The sequence below is a fragment of the Ciceribacter thiooxidans genome (genome assembly GCF_014126615.1).
In the GTDB taxonomy this organism is placed as follows: domain Bacteria; phylum Pseudomonadota; class Alphaproteobacteria; order Rhizobiales; family Rhizobiaceae; genus Allorhizobium; species Allorhizobium thiooxidans.
The window spans coordinates 265,759-284,931 of the sequence record NZ_CP059897.1; the positions used below are offsets into that span (position 1 = coordinate 265,759).

13 protein-coding genes and 1 pseudogene are annotated in these 19,173 nt (G+C 62.0%); 3 read left to right on the top strand and 11 right to left on the bottom strand.

Going from position 1 to position 19,173, the window contains the following annotated elements; translation table 11 throughout:
* The first annotated feature begins 10 nt into the window (after positions 1–10).
* On the top strand, positions 11–1,180 hold the full coding sequence (locus tag H4I97_RS19250) for a phenylacetate--CoA ligase family protein (RefSeq protein WP_182308463.1): 1,170 nt from the start codon (positions 11–13) through the stop codon (positions 1,178–1,180).
* 281 nt (positions 1,181–1,461) lie between these two features.
* Here H4I97_RS19250 and H4I97_RS19255 read toward each other — a convergent pair whose 3' ends face one another.
* The 8 genes and pseudogenes from H4I97_RS19255 to H4I97_RS19290 form a co-directional block, all read right to left on the bottom strand.
* Positions 1,462–2,595 (bottom strand): NAD(P)-dependent oxidoreductase, encoded by a 1,134-nt coding sequence (locus H4I97_RS19255; RefSeq protein ID WP_182308464.1) that lies wholly within the window; start codon positions 2,593–2,595, stop codon positions 1,462–1,464.
* Entirely contained in the window at positions 2,567–5,269 is a 2,703-nt protein-coding gene (locus H4I97_RS19260) for a nitrate reductase (protein WP_244658871.1), read from the bottom strand. The genes H4I97_RS19255 and H4I97_RS19260 overlap by 29 nt, the downstream gene beginning before the upstream one ends.
* 4 nt (positions 5,270–5,273) lie before the next feature.
* Complete coding sequence (locus H4I97_RS19265) at positions 5,274–6,125, bottom strand: formate/nitrite transporter family protein (protein ID WP_182308465.1); 852 nt, start codon at positions 6,123–6,125, stop codon at positions 5,274–5,276.
* Positions 6,126–6,164: 39 nt separating this feature from the next.
* A complete protein-coding gene (nirD, locus tag H4I97_RS19270) occupies positions 6,165–6,497 on the bottom strand; it encodes a nitrite reductase small subunit NirD (RefSeq protein ID WP_182308466.1) in 333 nt (110 codons plus the stop codon).
* 60 nt (positions 6,498–6,557) lie between these two features.
* Positions 6,558–9,008: a nitrite reductase large subunit NirB gene (gene nirB, locus H4I97_RS19275; RefSeq protein ID WP_182308467.1), complete on the bottom strand. Its 2,451-nt coding sequence runs from the start codon at positions 9,006–9,008 to the stop codon at positions 6,558–6,560.
* A 5-nt stretch (positions 9,009–9,013) separates the two neighbouring features.
* Positions 9,014–10,776 (bottom strand): annotated as a pseudogene (locus tag H4I97_RS19280) (ABC transporter ATP-binding protein).
* Between the two features lie 11 nt (positions 10,777–10,787).
* Positions 10,788–11,873, bottom strand: a complete 1,086-nt coding sequence (locus H4I97_RS19285) for an ABC transporter permease (RefSeq protein ID WP_182308468.1) — start codon at positions 11,871–11,873, stop codon at positions 10,788–10,790.
* Between the two features lie 38 nt (positions 11,874–11,911).
* Complete coding sequence (locus H4I97_RS19290) at positions 11,912–13,294, bottom strand: CmpA/NrtA family ABC transporter substrate-binding protein (RefSeq protein WP_378144087.1); 1,383 nt, start codon at positions 13,292–13,294, stop codon at positions 11,912–11,914.
* Between the two features lie 524 nt (positions 13,295–13,818).
* Here H4I97_RS19290 and H4I97_RS19295 point away from each other — a divergent pair.
* Positions 13,819–15,069 (top strand): ATP-binding protein, encoded by a 1,251-nt coding sequence (locus H4I97_RS19295; RefSeq protein ID WP_182308470.1) that lies wholly within the window; start codon positions 13,819–13,821, stop codon positions 15,067–15,069.
* A gap of 143 nt (positions 15,070–15,212) precedes the next feature.
* Here H4I97_RS19295 and H4I97_RS19300 read toward each other — a convergent pair whose 3' ends face one another.
* The 3 genes from H4I97_RS19300 to H4I97_RS19310 form a co-directional block, all read right to left on the bottom strand.
* Entirely contained in the window at positions 15,213–16,505 is a 1,293-nt protein-coding gene (locus H4I97_RS19300) for a CmpA/NrtA family ABC transporter substrate-binding protein (RefSeq protein ID WP_182308471.1), read from the bottom strand.
* 36 nt (positions 16,506–16,541) lie between these two features.
* Positions 16,542–17,129, bottom strand: a complete 588-nt coding sequence (locus H4I97_RS19305) for an ANTAR domain-containing response regulator (protein WP_182308472.1) — start codon at positions 17,127–17,129, stop codon at positions 16,542–16,544.
* Between the two features lie 81 nt (positions 17,130–17,210).
* Positions 17,211–18,110, bottom strand: coding sequence for a LysR family transcriptional regulator (locus H4I97_RS19310; protein ID WP_182308473.1), 900 nt, complete (start codon positions 18,108–18,110; stop codon positions 17,211–17,213).
* Positions 18,111–18,371: 261 nt separating this feature from the next.
* On the opposite strand from H4I97_RS19310, the gene H4I97_RS19315 reads away from it, so the two are divergent.
* Entirely contained in the window at positions 18,372–19,172 is an 801-nt protein-coding gene (locus tag H4I97_RS19315) for a 5-oxoprolinase subunit PxpA (protein ID WP_182308474.1), read from the top strand.
* Position 19,173: the final 1 nt, after the last annotated feature.

Consider the following 19,173-nt stretch of genomic DNA (forward strand, 5'->3'; position numbering starts at 1 on the left):
GAAAGACATCATGAGCCATTTCGACTCTTTGGAAACGCGCTCCCGCGACGAACGCGACGCCGGCCAACTGGCGGCACTCAACGCCTTGCTGCCTCGGTGGGGACGGAATCCCCTCGCCGATCTTTCGGAACTTGCGGCGCTGCCGGTCTTGCGTAAGGCGGAACTTTCCGAGCACCAGAAGGCGCAGCCCCCTTTCGGCGGCCTGCCCGTCGCCAATGTCGTGCACTATTTCCAGTCGCCGGGACCGATCTACGAGCCGGGCGGCATCAGCCATGACTGGTGGCGCATGGGCCGCTTTCTCCATGCACTCGGTGTCGGCCGGGGTGACATCGTGCACAATTGCTTCGGCTATCACCTGACACCGGCCGGCATGATTTTCGAGAATGGTGCGCGTGCGGTCGGGGCCGCCATCCTGCCCGCCGGCACGGGCCAGACCGAACTGCAGGTGCGCGCCGCTGCCGATATCGGTTCGACGGTCTATGCTGGAACGCCGGATTATCTCAAGGTGATTCTGGAGAAAGCCGATGAACTGGGCGAGCGCCTCAAGATCAGCCGTGCGGCCGTCTCCGGTGGCGCGTTGTTCCCGAGCTTGAGGCAATACTACACCGATCGCGGCATTGCCTGCCTGCAGGTCTACGCAACGGCGGATCTCGGAAACATCGCCTATGAATCGTCCGCGATGGACGGTCTGATCATGGATGAGGGCGTGATCGTCGAGATCGTGCGCCCCGGCTCTGATCGGCCTGTTCCGGACGGCGAGGTCGGCGAAGTAATCGTGACCTCGCTCAATCCGGATTATCCGCTCGTCCGCTTCGCGACGGGTGACCTCTCCGCCATTCTGCCCGGCACCAGCCCCTGCGGGCGCACCAATCGCCGCATCAAGGGCTGGATGGGCCGCGCTGACCAAACAACGAAAATCAAGGGCATGTTCGTGCGACCGGAACAGGTGGCACAACTGGTTGGTCGGCATGATGAAATCGTCCGGGCACGCGTCATCGCGAGCCGCGTCGGGGAAATGGATACGATGACGGTTCAGATCGAGACCCGCGCGACCAATCCCGCACTTTACGAGCAGAGCATCATGGCGACGCTGAAAATGCGGGGAACCGTGGAACTGTTGCCGCCTGGTGCGCTCCCGAATGACGGGAAGGTCATCGAGGACCGCCGAAGTTATGATTGAAGCTGCAGAAGACAAATGAACCTGTCAGGCGACACGACCGCGTAGCGACGTACCTTCTCTCGGTCAGGCCGACAAGAGTTCGACGCTGTCAAGCAGGACGGATGATCGGCAAAGTCTCGTTCGCCCGTTTGCGCTGGCAAACAATGCAAGCGGATGCCGATTGACAGGGCCGGGGAGCATCGTGGCGCAACAATCTCAGCTATGGCCCCATGTTCCGGTTGTCAGACCGGCGGGATCTCGGCCGGAACCCCGGCCTCCATTGTGCCCGGCTTCGAGCGCGCTCACGCGCGAAGCTGCAGCGTACCGTAGGCGACATTGCAATTGGCACCGAACCACCCGACCTCCTGCCCCGTTGTCGCAACGCCGGGTATCGCTTCCACCGTCACGCCCCTTTGCTGCAACCAGCCGGCCTGCGCCGCCTCAAGAACCGGATCCACAACACCGGCAGAGCAGAGCCACACAATCCGCTTTCCGGCGAGCACCAGGGCGAGAGCCTCGTCGGACAACGCCGGCTTGCCAGCTTCGCGCGTATCGACGGGGACGCGCCTTGCCTCCCTCCGCGCCAGCTCCAGCACGCCGCCGGCGATATTGTCGTCGAAGAAAATGACATCGGCGGATTGCAGGGCATGCACCGCCTTCAGCGTGAGAAGCTCGGGGTCGGACGGATGCGCGCCGACAAAGGCAAGATGGCCACCGGACGGCTCTGCGGCGAGGGTGTCCGCCTCGTTGAGAAGCGCATGCGCCGTCCCCTCCTCCGGAGGCTCGCCGCCGGCAAGAGCCCGGTCGACGAAGCCTTCCCAGAAGGCACGGCGCAGGGGCCCATGCGACAGGCGCTCGTGCAAGCGGTCACGGATCTTTTGCGCGATGTCGGTCCAGGCGCCGAGTGTGGCCGGAAGCAGCGTCTCGATACGACGACGGATCGCCTGCGCGAGAATCGGAGCGGCGCCGTCGGTCGAGATCGAGACGATCACCGGCGACCGGTTGACGATCGAGCCGAAGCGAAACCGGCAGAAGGCCGGCCGATCGATGACATTCGCGGGAACGCCCATCGCGTCCGCGGCATGGCAGAAGGCTTCGGCCTCGGTCTCGTCTGCACAGTCCGCAATTGCGAGCGCCATGCCGGCGAAATTGTCAGGGGACCAAGTGCGCGGGTGATGGACGATCCGGGACGCCGGTCGATGCTCACAAGAACCAGTCAGCTCCCGCATCGCCTCACTCATTTGCTCCTCATCGGCGAAAACGTGTACCTCCGCCCCGGCGGCCGCCATAAGCTCGGCCTTCCACGCCGCGCCATCCGAACCGCCGGCGACCATGACCCTCCTGCCGCGAAGCTCCCAGAACACCGGAAGCGCCGCAAGCGGCGCAATCCGGCCACGGCAACCTTCCTCACTCGGCTGCAAGTGTCTGCGTGCCATCGATAATCCTTCCGATTTCAGAGCGGCAGGAGCCGCAATTCGTACCCGCAGAAAGCTCTACGCCGATCGCTTCTACGCTGCGGCACCCCTTGCGGGCGGCCGCGGCAATCTGATTGACGCCGACCGCAAAGCAGGAGCAGACGATGGCGCCCTTATCCGGACGGTCGGCGCCGGGCCGGCCAGCGACGATCGCCTGGCGCCTCGCGGCGTCAGTGTGTGGACATGAGAGCTGCGAGACCGCCCAGCTCCGTGACACGGCAACCGGCTCGGCGGAGATAAAGAGCGCAGCGAGAAGCCGCCCCTCCGCGAAGAAGGCGATCCGGTAGTCCCCGCCCCTGAGATCGACATAGCGCGCAATCTCGGCCTCCGCCGGTATCGCGAAGACCCGCCGCGCCCAGCTCTCCCAATCGGAAACGGTCGCGTCGAAGCCGAGCTCGACCCTCCAGCCGCCATCGGCACGCGCCTCCGCCCAATAGGCGGTATCCAGTCCTTCGGGCCGCTCCGCACTGACCGCGAAACCGTAGGCTCGAGCCACATAGCGCCGCGCCGTGACCGCCACATGTTTCGACGCCGGCTGCCCGGAGACCGGATCGGTTACCGGAGAGACCAGGGTGTCGACGCGCCCGAGGGATGCGGTTTCGCCTGTCCAGTGCATCGGCACGAAGACGCAACCGCGCGACTGGCGGTCCGAAAGCAGGGCCCGAAGAACGACCCGCGCGCCGTTCTCGGCAGAAAGCTCGACGAGGTCGGCGTCGGAGATCCCGTGCTCGACGGCATCCAGCGGATGCAATTCGGCGAACGGCTCGGCCGTATGAGCGGAAAGCCGTGCACTCCTGCCGGTCCGTGTCATCGTGTGCCAGTGGTCACGGACACGCCCGGTGTTGAGGACAAGAGGAAAGTCGGGGCTGACACGCAACGGGGCTGTCGACTGCACGGCTACGAAGCGGGCGCGTGCATCGGGGTGGAAATACCGCCCGTCCGCGAAGAGGCGGCGCTCCGCGGAAGCCTCGTCGGACCGTTGCGGCCATTTGAATGGCGCAAGGGCGTCATAGGCTTCCGTATCGATCCCGGCATGGGCGCCGATGTCGAACGCGCGACCACCCTCGTTCTCGAAGGCGGAGAGCGCGGCGTGCTCAGCGAATATCTCGGCCGGGGAACTCCAGGCGAAGGCCTCGGCAAACCCCATGCGCCTCCCGACTTCGGCAAGCTGCCACCAATCGGGACGGGCTTCACCCGGAGCAAGACGGAACGGCCGCTGTCGGGAGATGCGGCGCTCCGAATTGGTGACCGTTCCGGCCTTTTCGCTCCAGCCCGCCGCCGGCAAAAGCACGTCCGCGAGGCGAGTGGTGTCGGTCCGCTTCTCGATGTCGGAAACGACGACGAACGGGCAGGCCTCGATCGCTGCGCGAACGCGATCGGCGTCCGGCATCGAAACGACCGGGTTGGTGGACATGATCCAGAGCGCCTTGATGCGTCCATCCGCGACTGCGTCGAACATGTCGACCGCCTTCAGCCCCGGCTTGTGGGCGATCACCGGAGAATCCCAGAAGCGCTGGACGCGCTCGCGATCGTTCGGGTTCTCGATCGCCATATGGGCCGCAAGCATGTTTGCAAGGCCGCCGACCTCGCGACCGCCCATGGCGTTCGGCTGTCCGGTCAACGAGAATGGCCCCATACCGGGCCGGCCGATCCGGCCCGTCGCGAGGTGGCAGTTGATGATGGCGTTGACCTTGTCGGTGCCGAGCGACGATTGGTTGACCCCCTGGCTGTAACAGGTCACCACTTTCTCCGTTCTCTCGAATAGCGAGAAGAAGCGGCGGATCGCGACGGCGGAAAGTCCTGTTTGCCGTGCCACGTCGCTGACCGAGACCCCATTGACAGCCCCGCGGACCTCGGCGAATCCGTCGGTGTGTGCCGCGATATAGGCGTGGTCGAGCGTACCCGTCTCGGCCAAGTGGGCGAGAAGGCCGTTGAAGAGCGCCACGTCACCATCGGTTCGCACCGGCAGATGCAGGTCTGCGATCTCGCAAGTTGCGGTTCGGCGGGGGTCGATGACGACGACCTTCATCTCGGGCCGGGCCGCCTTGGCGGCGGCAAGCCTTTGATAGAGTACCGGATGACACCAGGCCGTATTGGAGCCGACGAGCACGACGAGATCAGCGCATTCGAGGTCATCGTAGCTGCAGGGCACGACGTCGGCGCCGAAGGCACGCCGGTGGCCCGCGACGGACGAGGCCATGCACAGGCGCGAGTTCGTATCGATGTTCGCCGAGCCAATGAAGCCCTTCATCAGCTTGTTGGCGACGTAATAGTCCTCGGTCAGTAGCTGCCCGGAAACGTAAAAGGCGACAGAGTCCGGGCCGTGCTCCGCGACTGTCTGACGGAAGGTTTCAGCGACCAGATCGAGGGCACTGTTCCAATCGGTCCGCACGCCGCCGATTTCAGGGTAAAGAAGCCGCCCCTCGGACCCGAGAGTCTCGGCGAGCGCCGAACCCTTGGAGCACAGTCGCCCTAAATTCGCCGGGTGATCCGGATCGCCCTTGATACTGAACTGGCCGTCATCGCCCGCCGTTGCAATGACACCGCAGCCGACGCCACAATAGGGACAAGTGGTCCTGGTGGCGCCGGATCTCGCACACCCGCCCAGCTCTATTCCGCTGAATTCAGGTTTCACGGGCCTACTCCGCCGGGGCACCGGCCACGTCGGCCATCCGGTCTATTTTTGCGGTGCGTTTGGAGCCGGTGCGAGCGTGGGTCGAGTAGAGCGTCAGACCGACGAAAGTGAGACCACCGACGAGATTGCCGAGAACGGTCGGAATCTCGTTCCAGATGAAATAATCCATGATCGAAAACTGGCCACCGAGCATCAGACCCGACGGGAACAGGAACATGTTCACGATGGAGTGCTCGAAACCCATGTAGAAAAACAGCATGATCGGCATCCACATACCGATCACCTTACCCGATACCGAGGTCGACATCATCGCCGCAACTACGCCCGTCGATACCATCCAGTTGCAGAGCACGCCGCGGATGAACAGCGTCAGCATGCCGGCGGCACCATGCGCCGCATAGCCGAGCGTACGACCCTCGCCGATATGGCCGATTTTCTGACCGACCTCGTTCGGCTCGACCGTGAAGCCGAACGTGAAAATGATCGCCATCATCACTGCAACAACCAGCGCGCCGGCGAAATTTCCTGCGAAGACCAGGCCCCAATTGCGCAGCACCCCACCGATCGTCACTCCCGGACGCTTGTCGATCAGCGCAAGCGGCACGAGCGTGAAGACGCCGGTCAGAAGATCGAAGCCCATGAGATAGAGCAGGCAAAAGCCCACCGGAAAGAGGATCGCCCCGGCGAGCGGCTGGCCCGTCTGGACATTGATCGTCACGGCGAACGCTGCGGCGAGCGCGAGGATCGCGCCGGCCATGAACGCCCGGATCAGCGTGTCCCTGGTCGACATGAAGACCTTCGCTTCACCGGCGTCGATCATCTTGGTTACGAAATCGGTCGGTTGAACATATGACATGGCCGTGTTTCCTTGTTGCTGGAAAAGTTGGGCTTCTCGCTACTCCGCGGCTGCCAGGACTGCGCTTTCAAGCGAGATCGAGAGTTTGCCGTCTTCGTTGCGGACGGAGATCGTGCGAACAGATCCTTCGTCGGCACCGAGAGCCTCGCCGCTTTCCAGCGAGATCACCCAGTTGTGCAGGGGGCAAGTCACCGCCTTGCCGTGCACGATGCCCTCCGAAAGCGGTCCACCCTTGTGCGGGCAATGATCGTCGATGGCAAAAACCTCGTTTTCGGCGGTCCGGAACACGGCGATCTTGCCCTCAGGCGTCTTCACGCAGCGCGCGCCGCGCACGGGAATGTCGTCGATGTGGCCGATAGCAATCCAGGTCATGGCTTTCCTTTCTTTGAAAACTTCATCATCCCTCCCTGCGGCCGGGAGAAGAGAAGACGGCTACTCTGCCGCCGCGTTGAACCCGACGCTCGCCATCGGCCGGAACTCATGTTTGTCCTTGCCGGACACACGCTCGGACCAGGGGTCGACCTGTGCGAATTTCTGCGAGAAGACAAACCGGTCGAAGTAGGCGCGGCGCTTGTCGGGATCGTCGAGAACCTGCCGACGCACCTCGTCGACACCGACACGTTTCGCCCATTTGTAGATGCGCTCGAGGTACCGGGCTTGCTCGCGATACATTTGCGTGAGGGCGGCGATCACCTCCAGCGCTTCGTCCTCGGTCCTCACGAGACCGAGCACTTCGGTGCCCTTGATGTCGAGGCCGGCCGCACCGGCGAAATGGATTTCGAAGCCGGAGTCGACGCAGATCACGCCGACATCCTTGCAGGTCGCTTCCGCGCAGTTGCGCGGGCAACCTGAGACCGCCATCTTCACCTTGGCAGGCGTCCAGGACCCCCACATGAACTTCTCGATGCGGATGCCGAGACCGGTCGAATCCTGGGTACCGAACCGGCACCAGTCCGAACCGACGCAGGTCTTCACCGTGCGCAGCCCCTTGGCGTAAGCTTGACCCGAGACGAAGCCCGCCTTGCCGAGTTCGGCCCATACGGCAGGAAGGTCCTCCTTCTTGATGCCCAGCATGTCGATGCGCTGGCCGCCGGTCACCTTGACCATTGGAATCTCGAACCGGTCGACCACGTCGGCGATCGCCCGCAACTCGCTCGATGACGTCACGCCACCCCACATGCGCGGAACGACCGAATAGGTACCGTCCTTCTGGATATTGGCGTGCACGCGCTCGTTGACGAAGCGCGACTGGTAGTCATCGGCGTATTCGTCCGGCCAGTCACAAACGAGATAGTAGTTGAGCGCCGGCCGGCACTTGGCGCAGCCGCACGAGGTCTTCCACTCGAGTTCCTGCATCACCGCCGGAATGGTCTTCAGCTTCTTCGCCTTGATCAGCCGGCGGACATCGTCGTGTCCGAAATCCGTACAGCCGCACATCGGCGTCACGGCCGCAGGGTTGTAGGCATCGCCCAGTGTCAGTGCCATCAGCTGCTCCACCAGACCGGTGCAGTTGCCGCATGAGGCCGAGGCCTTGGTGTGGGCGCGCACACCATCGAGCGTGGTCAGGCCTTTTCCGGTAATTGTCGAGACGATCTTTCCCTTACAGACGCCGTTGCAGCCGCAGATCTCCGCATCATCCGGCAAGGCTGCAACGGCCGCCATAGGGTCCAGCGGGACACCCCCTTGGTACGCCTGACCGAAGATCAGGGTCTCGCGCATCTCGGAGATGTCTGAGCCCTTCTTCTTGAGATCGTTGAACCAGGGCCCGTCACCGGTGTCGCCGTAGAGAACCGTGCCGATGATACGGTCGTCCTTGATGACCAACCGCTTGTAGACGCCTGCCGAGGCGTCCCGCAGGACAATCTCCTCCCGATCGTCCCCGTCGGCGAAGTCCCCGAGTGAATAGAGGTCGATGCCTGTCACCTTCAGTTTCGTCGGTGTGTCCGAATGGACGAAGGCGGGCGTACTGTCGCCGGCAAGGTGAGCGGCCGCCACACGCGCCATCTCGTAGAGCGGCGCCACCAGCCCGTAGACCATGCCGCCGACCTCGGCGCATTCTCCGAGCGCAAGAATGTTGCCGTCCGAGGTCCTCATCCCCCCGTCGACGACGATGCCGCGATTGATTGCAAGCCCCGCATCCTTGGCCAGCCCGACGCTCGGGCGGATCCCGACCGCCATTACGACGAGGGTCGCGGGAATGACGCGGCCGTCCTCGAGCTCGACGCCCTCCACCTTGTCTTCTCCGAGGATCGCCTTGGTATTGGCCTTGCAGATCACCTTGATGCCGCGCTCTTCCACTGCCTTTTGCAAAAGATAGCCGGCAGCCGGGTCGAGCTGGCGCTCCATCAGCGTCGGCATGACATGCAGCACGGTGACGTCCATGCCGCGCTCGGCAAGACCCGCTGCCGCCTCGAGACCGAGAAGGCCACCGCCGATGACGATCGCCTTTTCACGTGACTGCGCTGCGAGAAGCATCGCATTCACGTCGTCGAGGTCACGATAGGTGAGGACACCTGGCAGTTCCTTGCCCGGCAGGGGAAGAATGAAGGGGACCGAGCCAGTGGCGATCACCAGCTTGTCGTAGCTCTCGGTCACGCCGTGGTCGGAGGTCACCGTCTTCGCCGCGCGGTCAATCGCGACGATCTTGTGGCCCTTGTAGAGGGTAATGCCGTGAGCGATGTACCAGCCGTCGCCGTGAATGACGATCTGCTCGTAGGTCTTCTCGCCCGAGAGGACCGGGGAGAGCATGATGCGGTCGTAATTGACCCGCGGCTCGGCGTTGAAGATCGTGACCTGGTAACGGTCCGGCGCCTGTTCGAGCAGGTGCTCCAGCATGCGGCCAGGAGCCATGCCATTGCCGATGATGACGAGTTTTTCTGCCATGGTTCTTACTCCGCTGCGGTTCTGGTAAGAGCCGCGCCGGTCTCTTCGAGACGAGCGGCGCGCTTCTGCCGGATTGTTTCGAGGCGCTCGGGCGATGGATTTGCCCCGCCCTCGTAGGCCTCGAGGAAATCAATGAGTTCTTCGCGATAGGCGTAGTAGTCGCGGTGGGCGAGCAGGGCCTTGCGGCTTCGCGGACGCGGCAAATGCACATCCATGATGTTGCCGATGCGCGCGTTCGGGCCATTCGACATCATCACCACGCGATCGGCGAGCAGGATCGCTTCGTCGACGTCATGCGTTACGCAGACGGCCGTGACCTTGGTGCGTGCCCAGACATCCATGAGCACTTCCTGCAGTTGCCAGCGCGTCAGGCTGTCGAGCATGCCGAACGGCTCATCGAGAAGCAGAAGCTTGGGGGAGAGGGCAAAGGCGCGAGCGATGCCGACACGCTGTTTCATGCCGCTCGACAGGTCCGCAGCCATTCGGTGCATGGAATCGCCGAGGCCTACCTTTTCGAGATAGTATTCGACGATGTCCGTGCGTTCGGCCGGAGAGGCATTCGGATAGACGCGGTCGACGCCGAGGGCGACATTCTCGCGCGCCGTCAGCCAAGGCATCAGCGAGGGGGACTGGAACACCACGGCACGGTCCGGCCCCGCACCGGAGATTTCCTTTCCGTCGAGAATGATGCCGCCGCCCGAGATCGAGTTCAGTCCGGCTGCCATCGACAGGACCGTCGACTTGCCGCAGCCGGAATGGCCGATCACCGAGATGAACTCGCCCTTGTTGATCTTGAGGTCGAACCCGTCGACGACGGTCAGCGGCCCCTTGGGCGTGGCGTAGGTCTTGCGGACCTCCGAAAACTCGACGAAGCGGCGCTCGACGACGGTGCGGGCGGCGCGCTCGTACGCCGCCGGCAACGTCTCCACTCTGGGTTTCTGCGTGATCGGAACGACGTTCGGCAGTTCGATGACGCGGCCGGCCGATGCGTTACGATCGGCGCCGACATCCATCAGGTATGCCGTGACAGCAGCGCGCAGGCGAATGAATTCCGGGTCTGAGTTCATGTCCGCGCAAGCACGCGGCCGCGGCAGAGTGACGTCGAAACTGGGACCGAGCCGTGCATTCGGGCCCGGTGTCAGAGGAACGATACGGTCGGCGAGCAGGATCGCCTCGTCGACGTCATTGGTGACGAGAATGATCGTCCTCTTCTCCTGTTCGGAAATGGCCGCGAACTCGTCCTGCAGCTTCGAACGGGTCAGCGCATCCAGTGCCGAAAGGGGCTCGTCCATCAGCAGGACGTCGGGCTGCATTGCGAGAGCCCGCGCCACGGCAACGCGTTGGCGCATGCCTCCGGAAAGCTCCGCAGGTCTGCGATCCTTCGCATGCTCAAGGCCAACCATGCCGACATAGCGCGACACGATCTCCCGGCGTTCGGCCCTGCTCTTCGTCTTGAAGACACTGTCGACCGCCAGCGAGACATTGGCTTCGACCGTCAGCCAAGGCATCAGGGAGTACGACTGGAACACCACGCCGCGTTCGGGGCCGGGACCGGTCACTTCCCCCCACGGAAGAGTACCGCGCCTGTATCCGGCTTCGCGAGACCGGCGAGAAGTGAAATCAACGTCGTCTTCCCGGCACCGGAGAAGCCGACGATCGCGATGAATTCACCTTCCTTTACCGTGAGGTCGATGTTGGCCAGGACGTCGTTTCGGCTATTTCCGTGGCCGTAGGATTTCGAGATGTCGCTTAGTTCGAGGATCGTCATCGCCATCCCCCTCACCGCGTGGCCGAAAAGGTGAAGGCCGACTGAAGCGCAAACATGATGCGGTCCAGCACAAAGCCGATGATGCCGATGGTAAGAACCGCGACCATGATACGGGCGAGCGAAGTCTCCGAGCCGTTCTGGAATTCGTCCCAGACAAACTTTCCAAGACCCGGATTCTGCGCCAGCATCTCGGCTGCGATCAGCACCATCCAGCCCACGCCCAGCGCCAACCGCAGGCCCGTGAAGATCAACGGCAAGGCCGAGGGCAGAACCAGCTTGCGGATCGTCGTCGCCGTCGAAAGCTGCAGCACCTTGCCGACGTTGACGAGATCCTTGTCAATCGAGGCGACGCCGAGCGCGGTGTTGACGAGCGTCGGCCACAACGAACAGAGCGTGACGGTCACCGCCGAGATCACCAGCGACTTCGGCAGCATGTCGGATGGGTTCGCATAGAGTGCCGACACAATCATGGTGACGATCGGTAGCCACGCGAGCGGCGAAACCGGCTTGAAGATCTGGATGAGCGGGTTGATCGCTCCATTGATCGTGCGCGATAGACCGGAGGCAATTCCCAGCGGAATGGCGATGACACTGCCAATCAGGAAGCCGAGGCCGACCGTCATCAACGAGGTCAGGATCTGATCGAGATAGGTCGGCTTGCCGGTGTAGACGCGATGCTTGACCTCATCCGCCTTGCCGTCGGCGACGAGCTTGGCGTTGCGGTCATCCTGGCGCTGGTAGAACGCAGCCGCCTTCTCGCGTTCGGCGAGATGATCCCGCCAGAGCGAGCCTGCCTGTTCGAGGACCTCGGTCGGACCGGGGACAGCCCCGAGCGACGTCTTGACCATCGGCGCGAGAGCACCCCAGGCCACGAGGAAGAACAGGATGCCCGCAAGCGGTACGACCAGGGTCTTGCGTATCTCCGCCACCTGTTCGCGAACGCTGTCGCCGGCAGCCATCCTCAGGATCGGTGTGACCCAGCCGAGCCCGAGAATATTGAGCCATACGGCGGCCTTGTCGATCCGCTGGAAGAGCCGTTCTCTTCGGATTGCACTATCGACCTTGGCGGTTCCGATGGTTTCAGTTGCGTGCGCCATCTATGCTTGCCTCATCTTTGTCGTGCGTGTGGGGGAGATCAGCCGCCGACGACTTCCGCGCCTTCGATCTTCTGGTGACCCTTGAGGCCGATTTTCAAAGAGTCGATGTAGGCGTTCGGGCTCTTGCCGTCGTAGTTGATCGCGTCGATGAAATCCGCGGTCGGCGCCTTGTAGCCGTCGCTGTTCCAGGGGAAGTCGGCGTCCTTGGCCTTACCCTCCTCGACCAGCATCTTCGCAGCCTTCAGGTAGATGTCCGGCTTGTAGACCGACTTGGCCGTCTCTGCGTACCAGGCGTCGTCCTTGAATTCGGGGATCTGCCCCCAGCGGCGCATCTGCGTCAGATACCAGACCGCGTCGGAGTAGAAGGGGAAGGTCGCGTTGTAGCGGAAGAAGACATTGAAGTCTGGAACGTCCCGCTTGTCGCCCTTTTCATATTCGAACGTCCCGGTCATCGAGTTGGCGATGACCTTGGCGTCGGCTCCGACATATTCCTTGCGAGACAGGATCTCGACGGCTTCGGCGCGATTGGCGTTGTTGTTCTCGTCAAGCCACATCGCCGCGCGGATCAGAGCCTTGGTCAAAGCAAGCGTCGTATTGGGGTTCTGGTCGACAAATTCCTGCGTCAGACCGAAGACCTTCTCCGGATTGTTCTTCCAGATCTCGTAGTCGGTCACGACCGGCACCCCGATGCCCTTGAAAACCGCCGCCTGGTTCCAGGGCTCACCGACCGAATAGCCGACGATGGTGCCCGCTTCGAGCGTGGCCGGCATCTGCGGCGGCGGCGTGACGGAGAGGAGCGCGTCGCCCTTGATCTGTCCGGAAACATCCGCCGGCGAGTAGAAACCGGGATTGATGTTTCCGGACGCCAGCCAATAACGCAGCTCATAATTGTGCGTGGAGACGGGGAAGACCATACCGAGGTTGAAGGGCTTGCCGTCCGCCCTGAACTTTTCAACGACCGGCTTCAGAGCGTCGGCTTTGATCGGATGCACGATCTTTCCGTCGGCGTCCGTCGCCACGTTCGCCTTCATCATGTCCCAGACGGCGTTCGAGACGGTAATCCCGTTTCCGTTCAGATCCATGGAAAAGGGCGTGACGATGTGGGCCTTGGTACCATAACCGATCGTCGCCGCGAGTGGTTGGCCCGCCAGCATGTGGGCCCCGTCGAGTTCGCCGGTGATGACACGATCGAGCAGTACCTTCCAATTCGCCTGAGGCTCGAGCGTCACGTAGAGGCCTTCATCTTCGAAGAAGCCTTTTTCGTATGCGATCGCGAGCGGCGCCATGTCGGTCAGCTTGATGAAGCCGAGCTTCAACTCGTCCTTTTCGAGGTCCAACGTCTCCGCGGCTGCATGCGTCGCGAAAGCACCAATTGCCAACGCGGAACAGATACTCACCACTCCGTTGCGTACCACTTTCATGGCGTCAGTCGTTTTCCTGGTCATTGAACGGTCCCTTCCCTCGGCTACGGAGAAAATGAGCAATAAAAAACGCCGCTCGGAGATTTGCGCTCTCGGGATGAGAAATCCCGGGCTGCGAAAACCCTTGCGACGTCGGTGTCTGATGTGGAGGCGCGTTTGGCGCTCATCTGCTTTCCGGTCGCCGTTGACCGGTGCGACAGATGACACGCAAGTGGCGTGCCACACTCCAGTGAAAAACTCATATCGTTGAAATTATTAGGATAATTCTGATTGTATCGTTCAGGCCAATTTTTAGTCATAATTTGCCACCGCCTATTTCGTGGGCGATTGCTTGCAATGCGGTATCGTTCACGCCGGACTATTGTGCATTGCGGTGGGCACGCAACTCCGACTTCCTTTTCAGACATCCGCGGCGGACTGGAACCAGAATGTCACCCACGATGAGTTCTAGACGGATTATAAATTTAAATCAGACGGATGTGCGATTGAGATTGGACGCAACTTCGATTAAGGTGGGACGCACTATGGACAAGTTACCGCCAAAACCACTGATCGATCGCAAGGTATGCCCGATCGTCGAAACCGCACTTGCCGACACCAGAGTGGTTCTGGTAGCGGGCCCGCGACAAGCCGGAAAGACTACCCTTGCGCGACAGTTCGCCGGCCCCGATCGCACCTACTTCACGCTTGACGACGCTGGCACATTAGACGCAGCGAAAACCGATCCGGTCGGCTTCATCCGAGGAATCAACCGCGCGGTCATAGATGAAGTCCAACGCGCGCCCGAGTTGATACTGGCCATCAAAGAAAGTGTTGATCGTAACGACACGCCTGGCCGCTTCCTCCTCACCGGGTCTGCCAATCTAGCCACCGTTCCAGCAATCGCAGATTCCCTGGCGGGCCGCATGGCGGTAGTCTCGCTTCTGCCGTTCGCCCAAGCTGAAATTCGCTCCACGCCGGGACGCCTCCTTGACCGGCTGTTTGCAGGTGAGGAGCCCGTGGCCGACGGGAATGCCGTGTTCGGCAGTGATCTCTTGAATATCGTGGTACGCGGCGGCTATCCTGAGGTATTGCGCCGAACAACGCCCGCCCGGCGAGTTGCCTGGCTAGAAGACTACGTGGCATTGATCCTCGACCGAGATGTTCGCGATATTGCCAATATAGACCAACTCGATCGCCTGCCACGGTTGCTGGACGTACTTGCCGAACATGCCGGCCAGTTGGTGAACCACAGCAGTTTTGGCGCAGCATTGGGATTATCGAGTGTGACCGCGCAAAAATACCTCGCCATTCTCGAGCGCCTCTTTCTAGTCAAGACACTGCCGCCATGGTCAAATAATCGTTTGAGCCGATTGATAAAGACGCCGAAATTACACTTCCTCGACTCCGGATTGTTGGCGGCCTTGCGCGAAGACGAGGTGGATGCTCTGCGCGACAACCGAACGCGGTTCGGTGCATTGTTGGAGAGCTTTGTCTTCTCCGAGTTTTTGAAGCTGGCGTCTTGGTCCGAACGCCGCCTGACGTTCTCTCACTACCGGACGAAGGACAAAGACGAAGTCGACCTCGTGATTGAGGACCGCCGTGGCCGGATCGTTGGCGTTGAAATTAAGGCCTCGGCGACAGTCAGGGCTGATGATTTCAGGGGATTGCGGCAGTTGCAGGCAACCGTTGGGGACCGCTTCATCAGAGGGTTAGTCTTACATGATCACGACCGGGTGACCCCATTCGGAGAGAAACTACAGGCGGCACCGCTCTCCGTTCTGTGGACCATGTGATTACCCCAGAACAGCGAGCCCCCAGGTGTCCGATCCACCCGCCGGGGTACATACCGTCGTCGCCGCACTTCTAAAGACGAATGTACATGACGGCGGAAACGCCGTCGCCACGAAGACAGGCAATTCTCGGCCGAGGATGCCGACTACACCTCGTCCCGTGCAGCAGTCACGGGCAGCGCGCTGCGCACGGCAAAGCCCGCAACGTATTCGGCGATGCGGGTGGGATCGAAGACGTGACCATCCATGAAACGATCCGCTGGATCGGCGCCTTCCATGCGAAAATCCGCATCCGCCGGCGGCGCCGCCTCGGTCCCGAGCGTGAGGCGATAGAGATCTGGTCGGAAGGCCGAAGCGGCAGCCTCCATGCCCTCCTTGGAGAAGGCGACCTGCCCCCAGCGGATCATCTGGCTGTAGATCCAGAGCGCTTCGCCAGGTCGTGGATAATTCGCATAGCCACTATGGAATCGGAAATAGTCCTTGATGACGCGACGATTGCCTTTGGCGTCGAGGCTGAATTCGCCCGCAAGCACGTGGCGGATGATGTCGACCGGTGCGGCGATGTAACGGGGATCGGCGAGCAGGTTGGCGAGCGCGTCATGGTTTTCCGGGTCGTCGCACCAGCGGGCCGACGCATCGAGTGCCACGATGAGGCGCGACACCGTCTCGGGATGCGCCTCTGCCCATTCCGGCCGCATGCCGAGTACCTTCTCGGGTGCCGACGGCCAAATGTCCTGCTTGGCCGCGACGATGCGACCGACGCCTCGCCCGGAGGCGACCATGTTCCATGGCGCGCCCACGCAGAAGCCATCGATCGCTCCCGCCGCGAGCGCATCGGACGTGAGCGGCGGTGGTACGACGACCAGCTTCACATCACGGTCCGGGTCGATGCCGCCGGCGGCGAGCCAATAGCGGAACTCGTAATTGTGCGAGGAAAAGGGATAGGTCATGCCGAGCGTGGGAGGCTGCTCCCCCTTCGTGCGCATATCGGCGAGCACGGTCGCCAGCGCGCGGGCATTGTCGAGCGCGGAAGCACCATCGCCGAGTCCCGCCAGCACCTGCATGCGCTCGAAGAGCCGGAGCGACAGCGTGATCGCATTACCACCGCGGCCGAGCGAAAAGGGCGCGACCGTCGGGGACGGATTGGAGCCCAGCCCCACCATCGATGCGACCGGCATCGGCGAGAGCATGTGGGCCACATCGAACTGTCGGAACGCAAGCCGGTCCCTGACATTCGCCCAGGAGACGTCGCGGACAAGATCGAGACCGAGGCCTTCGCGCGCTGCAAACCCGCACTCCGACGCGACGATCAGCACGGATGCGTCCATCAGCGGAATGAAGCCGGCGCGCAGAACCTTCGGATCCGGCGAGCGCCCGAGTGCCGGCGAGGCCTGCAATCCCATGCCTTTCGAACCCGTGTCTTTCCGACCTGTCGTCATGTCATTCACTCCGGTTCCTCCGGACAGCGCCAACCATCACAGCAGGAGCCCCGCTGCGGTAACGACGCTCTGAGCGATTTCGGCAAGCTTCTTCTTCTCGTTCATCGCGGTCTGGCGCATCAATGCGAACGCCTCGTCTTCGGAGAGCCCGCGCATCTTCATGAGAATGCCCTTCGCGCGTTCAATGACCTTGCGCTCTTCAAGCGCCGTGCGCGCGTCGGCAAGTTCGCGTTGTAACCGGCTGAAGGCGTTGAAACGGCTCACCGCCATGTCCAGGATCGGCTTCACCCGCTCCTTCCTGAGCCCGTCGACCACATAAGCCGAGACGCCCGCATCGACCGCAGCCTCGATCGAGGCCGTGTCGGAGCGGTCGACGAACATGGCGATCGGCCGGCTGACGGTCCGCGTCAGCTGGAAAAGGTGCTCCATCATATCGCGGTTCGGGTTTTCGATATCGATGATGATGACGTCGGGCGCCAATGTCTCGACCACCCGGGCGATGCCGTGCATCTCATGCGCGACGGTAACCCGCGTGTGCCCGGCCTCACGCAAACCTTCCTCGATGATCGCGCCGCGAACGGCGTTCTCGTCAATCACAAGGATGGTCAGGTCAGGATGCGACATCCCCTATTGATGGTGCATCGCAGCAATCCTGACAAGTGGGTTCTTGCAGTGGCACCGGCCGGACGGGCCGGCATCCCACCACTATTCCGGGATATTGAAGGAGCGGCGGAAATAGGAGCGCACCGCCTCCATCGCCGGCGTGAACTCGGCATTCCGGCGCCAGGCGAGACCGACATCCATCGAGGGGATCGGATCCTTGAGCGCGATCGTCTCGATGCGGCGCCCTTCGAGCGACCAGGGCCGATGGACCATGTCCGAAAGGATCGCCACGCCCTGCCCGTTGGCGACCAGCGAGCGCACAGCCTCGACGGAAGAGGTTCGAAGCGTGATCCTCGGCAGATAGGGTGTCTGGCTCCAGTAGCGCAGCGAAGTGTGGGACGCCTCGTCAACGGTCAGCATGATGTAATTCTCTTCCGCTACCTCCTTGAACCCGATGCTTTCCTGCTCGAGCAGGCGATGGCGGGCGGAAACCCAGAGCCGCCGCTGAGAACTCAGAAGTTTTTCTGTCGAGAGCTCCGGATTGAGAATGTTGGACGTCAACATCACCGCCAGATCGTAGCGGTTAGTCAGGAGCCCCTCTTCGACGGATTCGCGGTTGAGTTCGAAAAGCTGGATCTCGATGCCTGGAAACTGCCGCCGCATGCGCTCGATGTGAAAGGGCAGGAAATAGCCGATGACGGTGTAGGTGGCGGCGATCGTGAGCGTCCCCTTGACCTCCGCAGACACCAGGTTGAGCTGTGTCGCCTCATCGATCTTCTGCAGAATCTCGTAGGCCTGAGAAAGGAAGCGCCGACCGGCGACCGTCAGGTCCATGCCGTGGGGCGTCCGCTCGAAAAGGCTGGCGCCGACCGTCGCCTCGAGGTCCTTGATCGCCGTCGTCACCGCCGATTGGGAGATCGCAAGGTTCACTGCGGCCTGCGAAACCTGACCGGATTCAGCGGTGGCGACGAAATATCGAATTTGGCGCAGGCTCAGCGACATCGGATATCCATAGGATCTGAATTCACGATAATCTACATCAATTTATCAGAATGAGAAGCGCCTAGATTGTACCCGGTTTCGGACGCACCCTATATGACACAGGGTAACATATTGATCTTCTTTGACCTCACAACTGTAGCGTCTGCGAACATGATATCGTTTATTCAGATATTGAGTTTCCAAAAATAGAATTTTTCAAATGGACCTTTTCTTAATACCGTTTTCTGACACGAAAGAAGGCATTGCGCTGCATTGCACAAAATGCGGGCAGAACAGGGAAGAAAAGTGGCACTCGAGGTCGTGGACATCAATTGTGATCTGGGCGAGGCGTTCGGCCGTTGGCATGTCGGAGACACCGACGACGCCGCCCTGATGGGACTAATCAGCTCGGCCAACATTGCGGCCGGCTTCCATGGTGGTGATCCGAATCTGATGGATCACACCGTGCGCCTCGCGGTCGAACATGGCGTCGGCGTCGGAGCCCATCCCGGCTATCATGACCTCCAGGGCTTCGGCCGGAGAAAGATCAACGGCACCGCCCGCGAGCTCGTCAACGACATTGTCTACCAGGTGGGCGCGTTACGCGAGTTCGCCCGTCGCCACGGCACCAACCTGCAGCATGTGAAGCCGCACGGCGCGCTCTACATGGAGATGGCGGTCAACCCGGAGCTGGCGCAGCTCTTCGTCACCTATATGCGCACCGTCGCGCCAAACGCCTACGTCTTCTGCATGGCAGGGTCCGCAACCGAGAAGGCTGCAATCGAGGCCGGTCATCCCGTCGTCCGGGAATTCTATGCGGACCGAGACTACGACGAGAGCGGCTCCATCGTCTTCACCCGCGACGCGGGACGTCCCGATCCGGCGGCAATCGCCCGCAAGGTGGTGCGCGCCTGCACCGAGGGTCGCGTGACGGCCGTCACCGGCAAGGACATCGAGGTTCCCTTCGAGAGTATCTGCTTCCATTCAGATACGCTTGGCGCCCTCGAGATCGTCCGCCACATGCGCGAAGCCCTGATCGCCGCCGGCATCCGCATCGCCCCCATTTCAGAAATCGTCAGATAAC

Excerpts from the sequence above, each read along its gene's own strand:
- H4I97_RS19250 (WP_182308463.1), top strand. The coding sequence starts at position 11 with ATGAGCCATTTCGACTCTTTGGAAACGCGCTCCCGCGACGAACGCGAC.
- H4I97_RS19255 (WP_182308464.1), bottom strand. The coding sequence starts at position 2,595 with ATGGCACGCAGACACTTGCAGCCGAGTGAGGAAGGTTGCCGTGGCCGG.
- H4I97_RS19265 (WP_182308465.1), bottom strand. The coding sequence starts at position 6,125 with ATGTCATATGTTCAACCGACCGATTTCGTAACCAAGATGATCGACGCC.
- nirD (WP_182308466.1), bottom strand. The coding sequence starts at position 6,497 with ATGACCTGGATTGCTATCGGCCACATCGACGACATTCCCGTGCGCGGC.
- nirB (WP_182308467.1), bottom strand. The coding sequence starts at position 9,008 with ATGGCAGAAAAACTCGTCATCATCGGCAATGGCATGGCTCCTGGCCGC.
- H4I97_RS19285 (WP_182308468.1), bottom strand. The coding sequence starts at position 11,873 with ATGGCGCACGCAACTGAAACCATCGGAACCGCCAAGGTCGATAGTGCA.
- H4I97_RS19290 (WP_378144087.1), bottom strand. The coding sequence starts at position 13,294 with ATGAAAGTGGTACGCAACGGAGTGGTGAGTATCTGTTCCGCGTTGGCA.
- H4I97_RS19295 (WP_182308470.1), top strand. The coding sequence starts at position 13,819 with ATGGACAAGTTACCGCCAAAACCACTGATCGATCGCAAGGTATGCCCG.
- H4I97_RS19300 (WP_182308471.1), bottom strand. The coding sequence starts at position 16,505 with ATGACGACAGGTCGGAAAGACACGGGTTCGAAAGGCATGGGATTGCAG.
- H4I97_RS19305 (WP_182308472.1), bottom strand. The coding sequence starts at position 17,129 with ATGTCGCATCCTGACCTGACCATCCTTGTGATTGACGAGAACGCCGTT.
- H4I97_RS19310 (WP_182308473.1), bottom strand. The coding sequence starts at position 18,110 with ATGTCGCTGAGCCTGCGCCAAATTCGATATTTCGTCGCCACCGCTGAA.
- H4I97_RS19315 (WP_182308474.1), top strand. The coding sequence starts at position 18,372 with ATGCGGGCAGAACAGGGAAGAAAAGTGGCACTCGAGGTCGTGGACATC.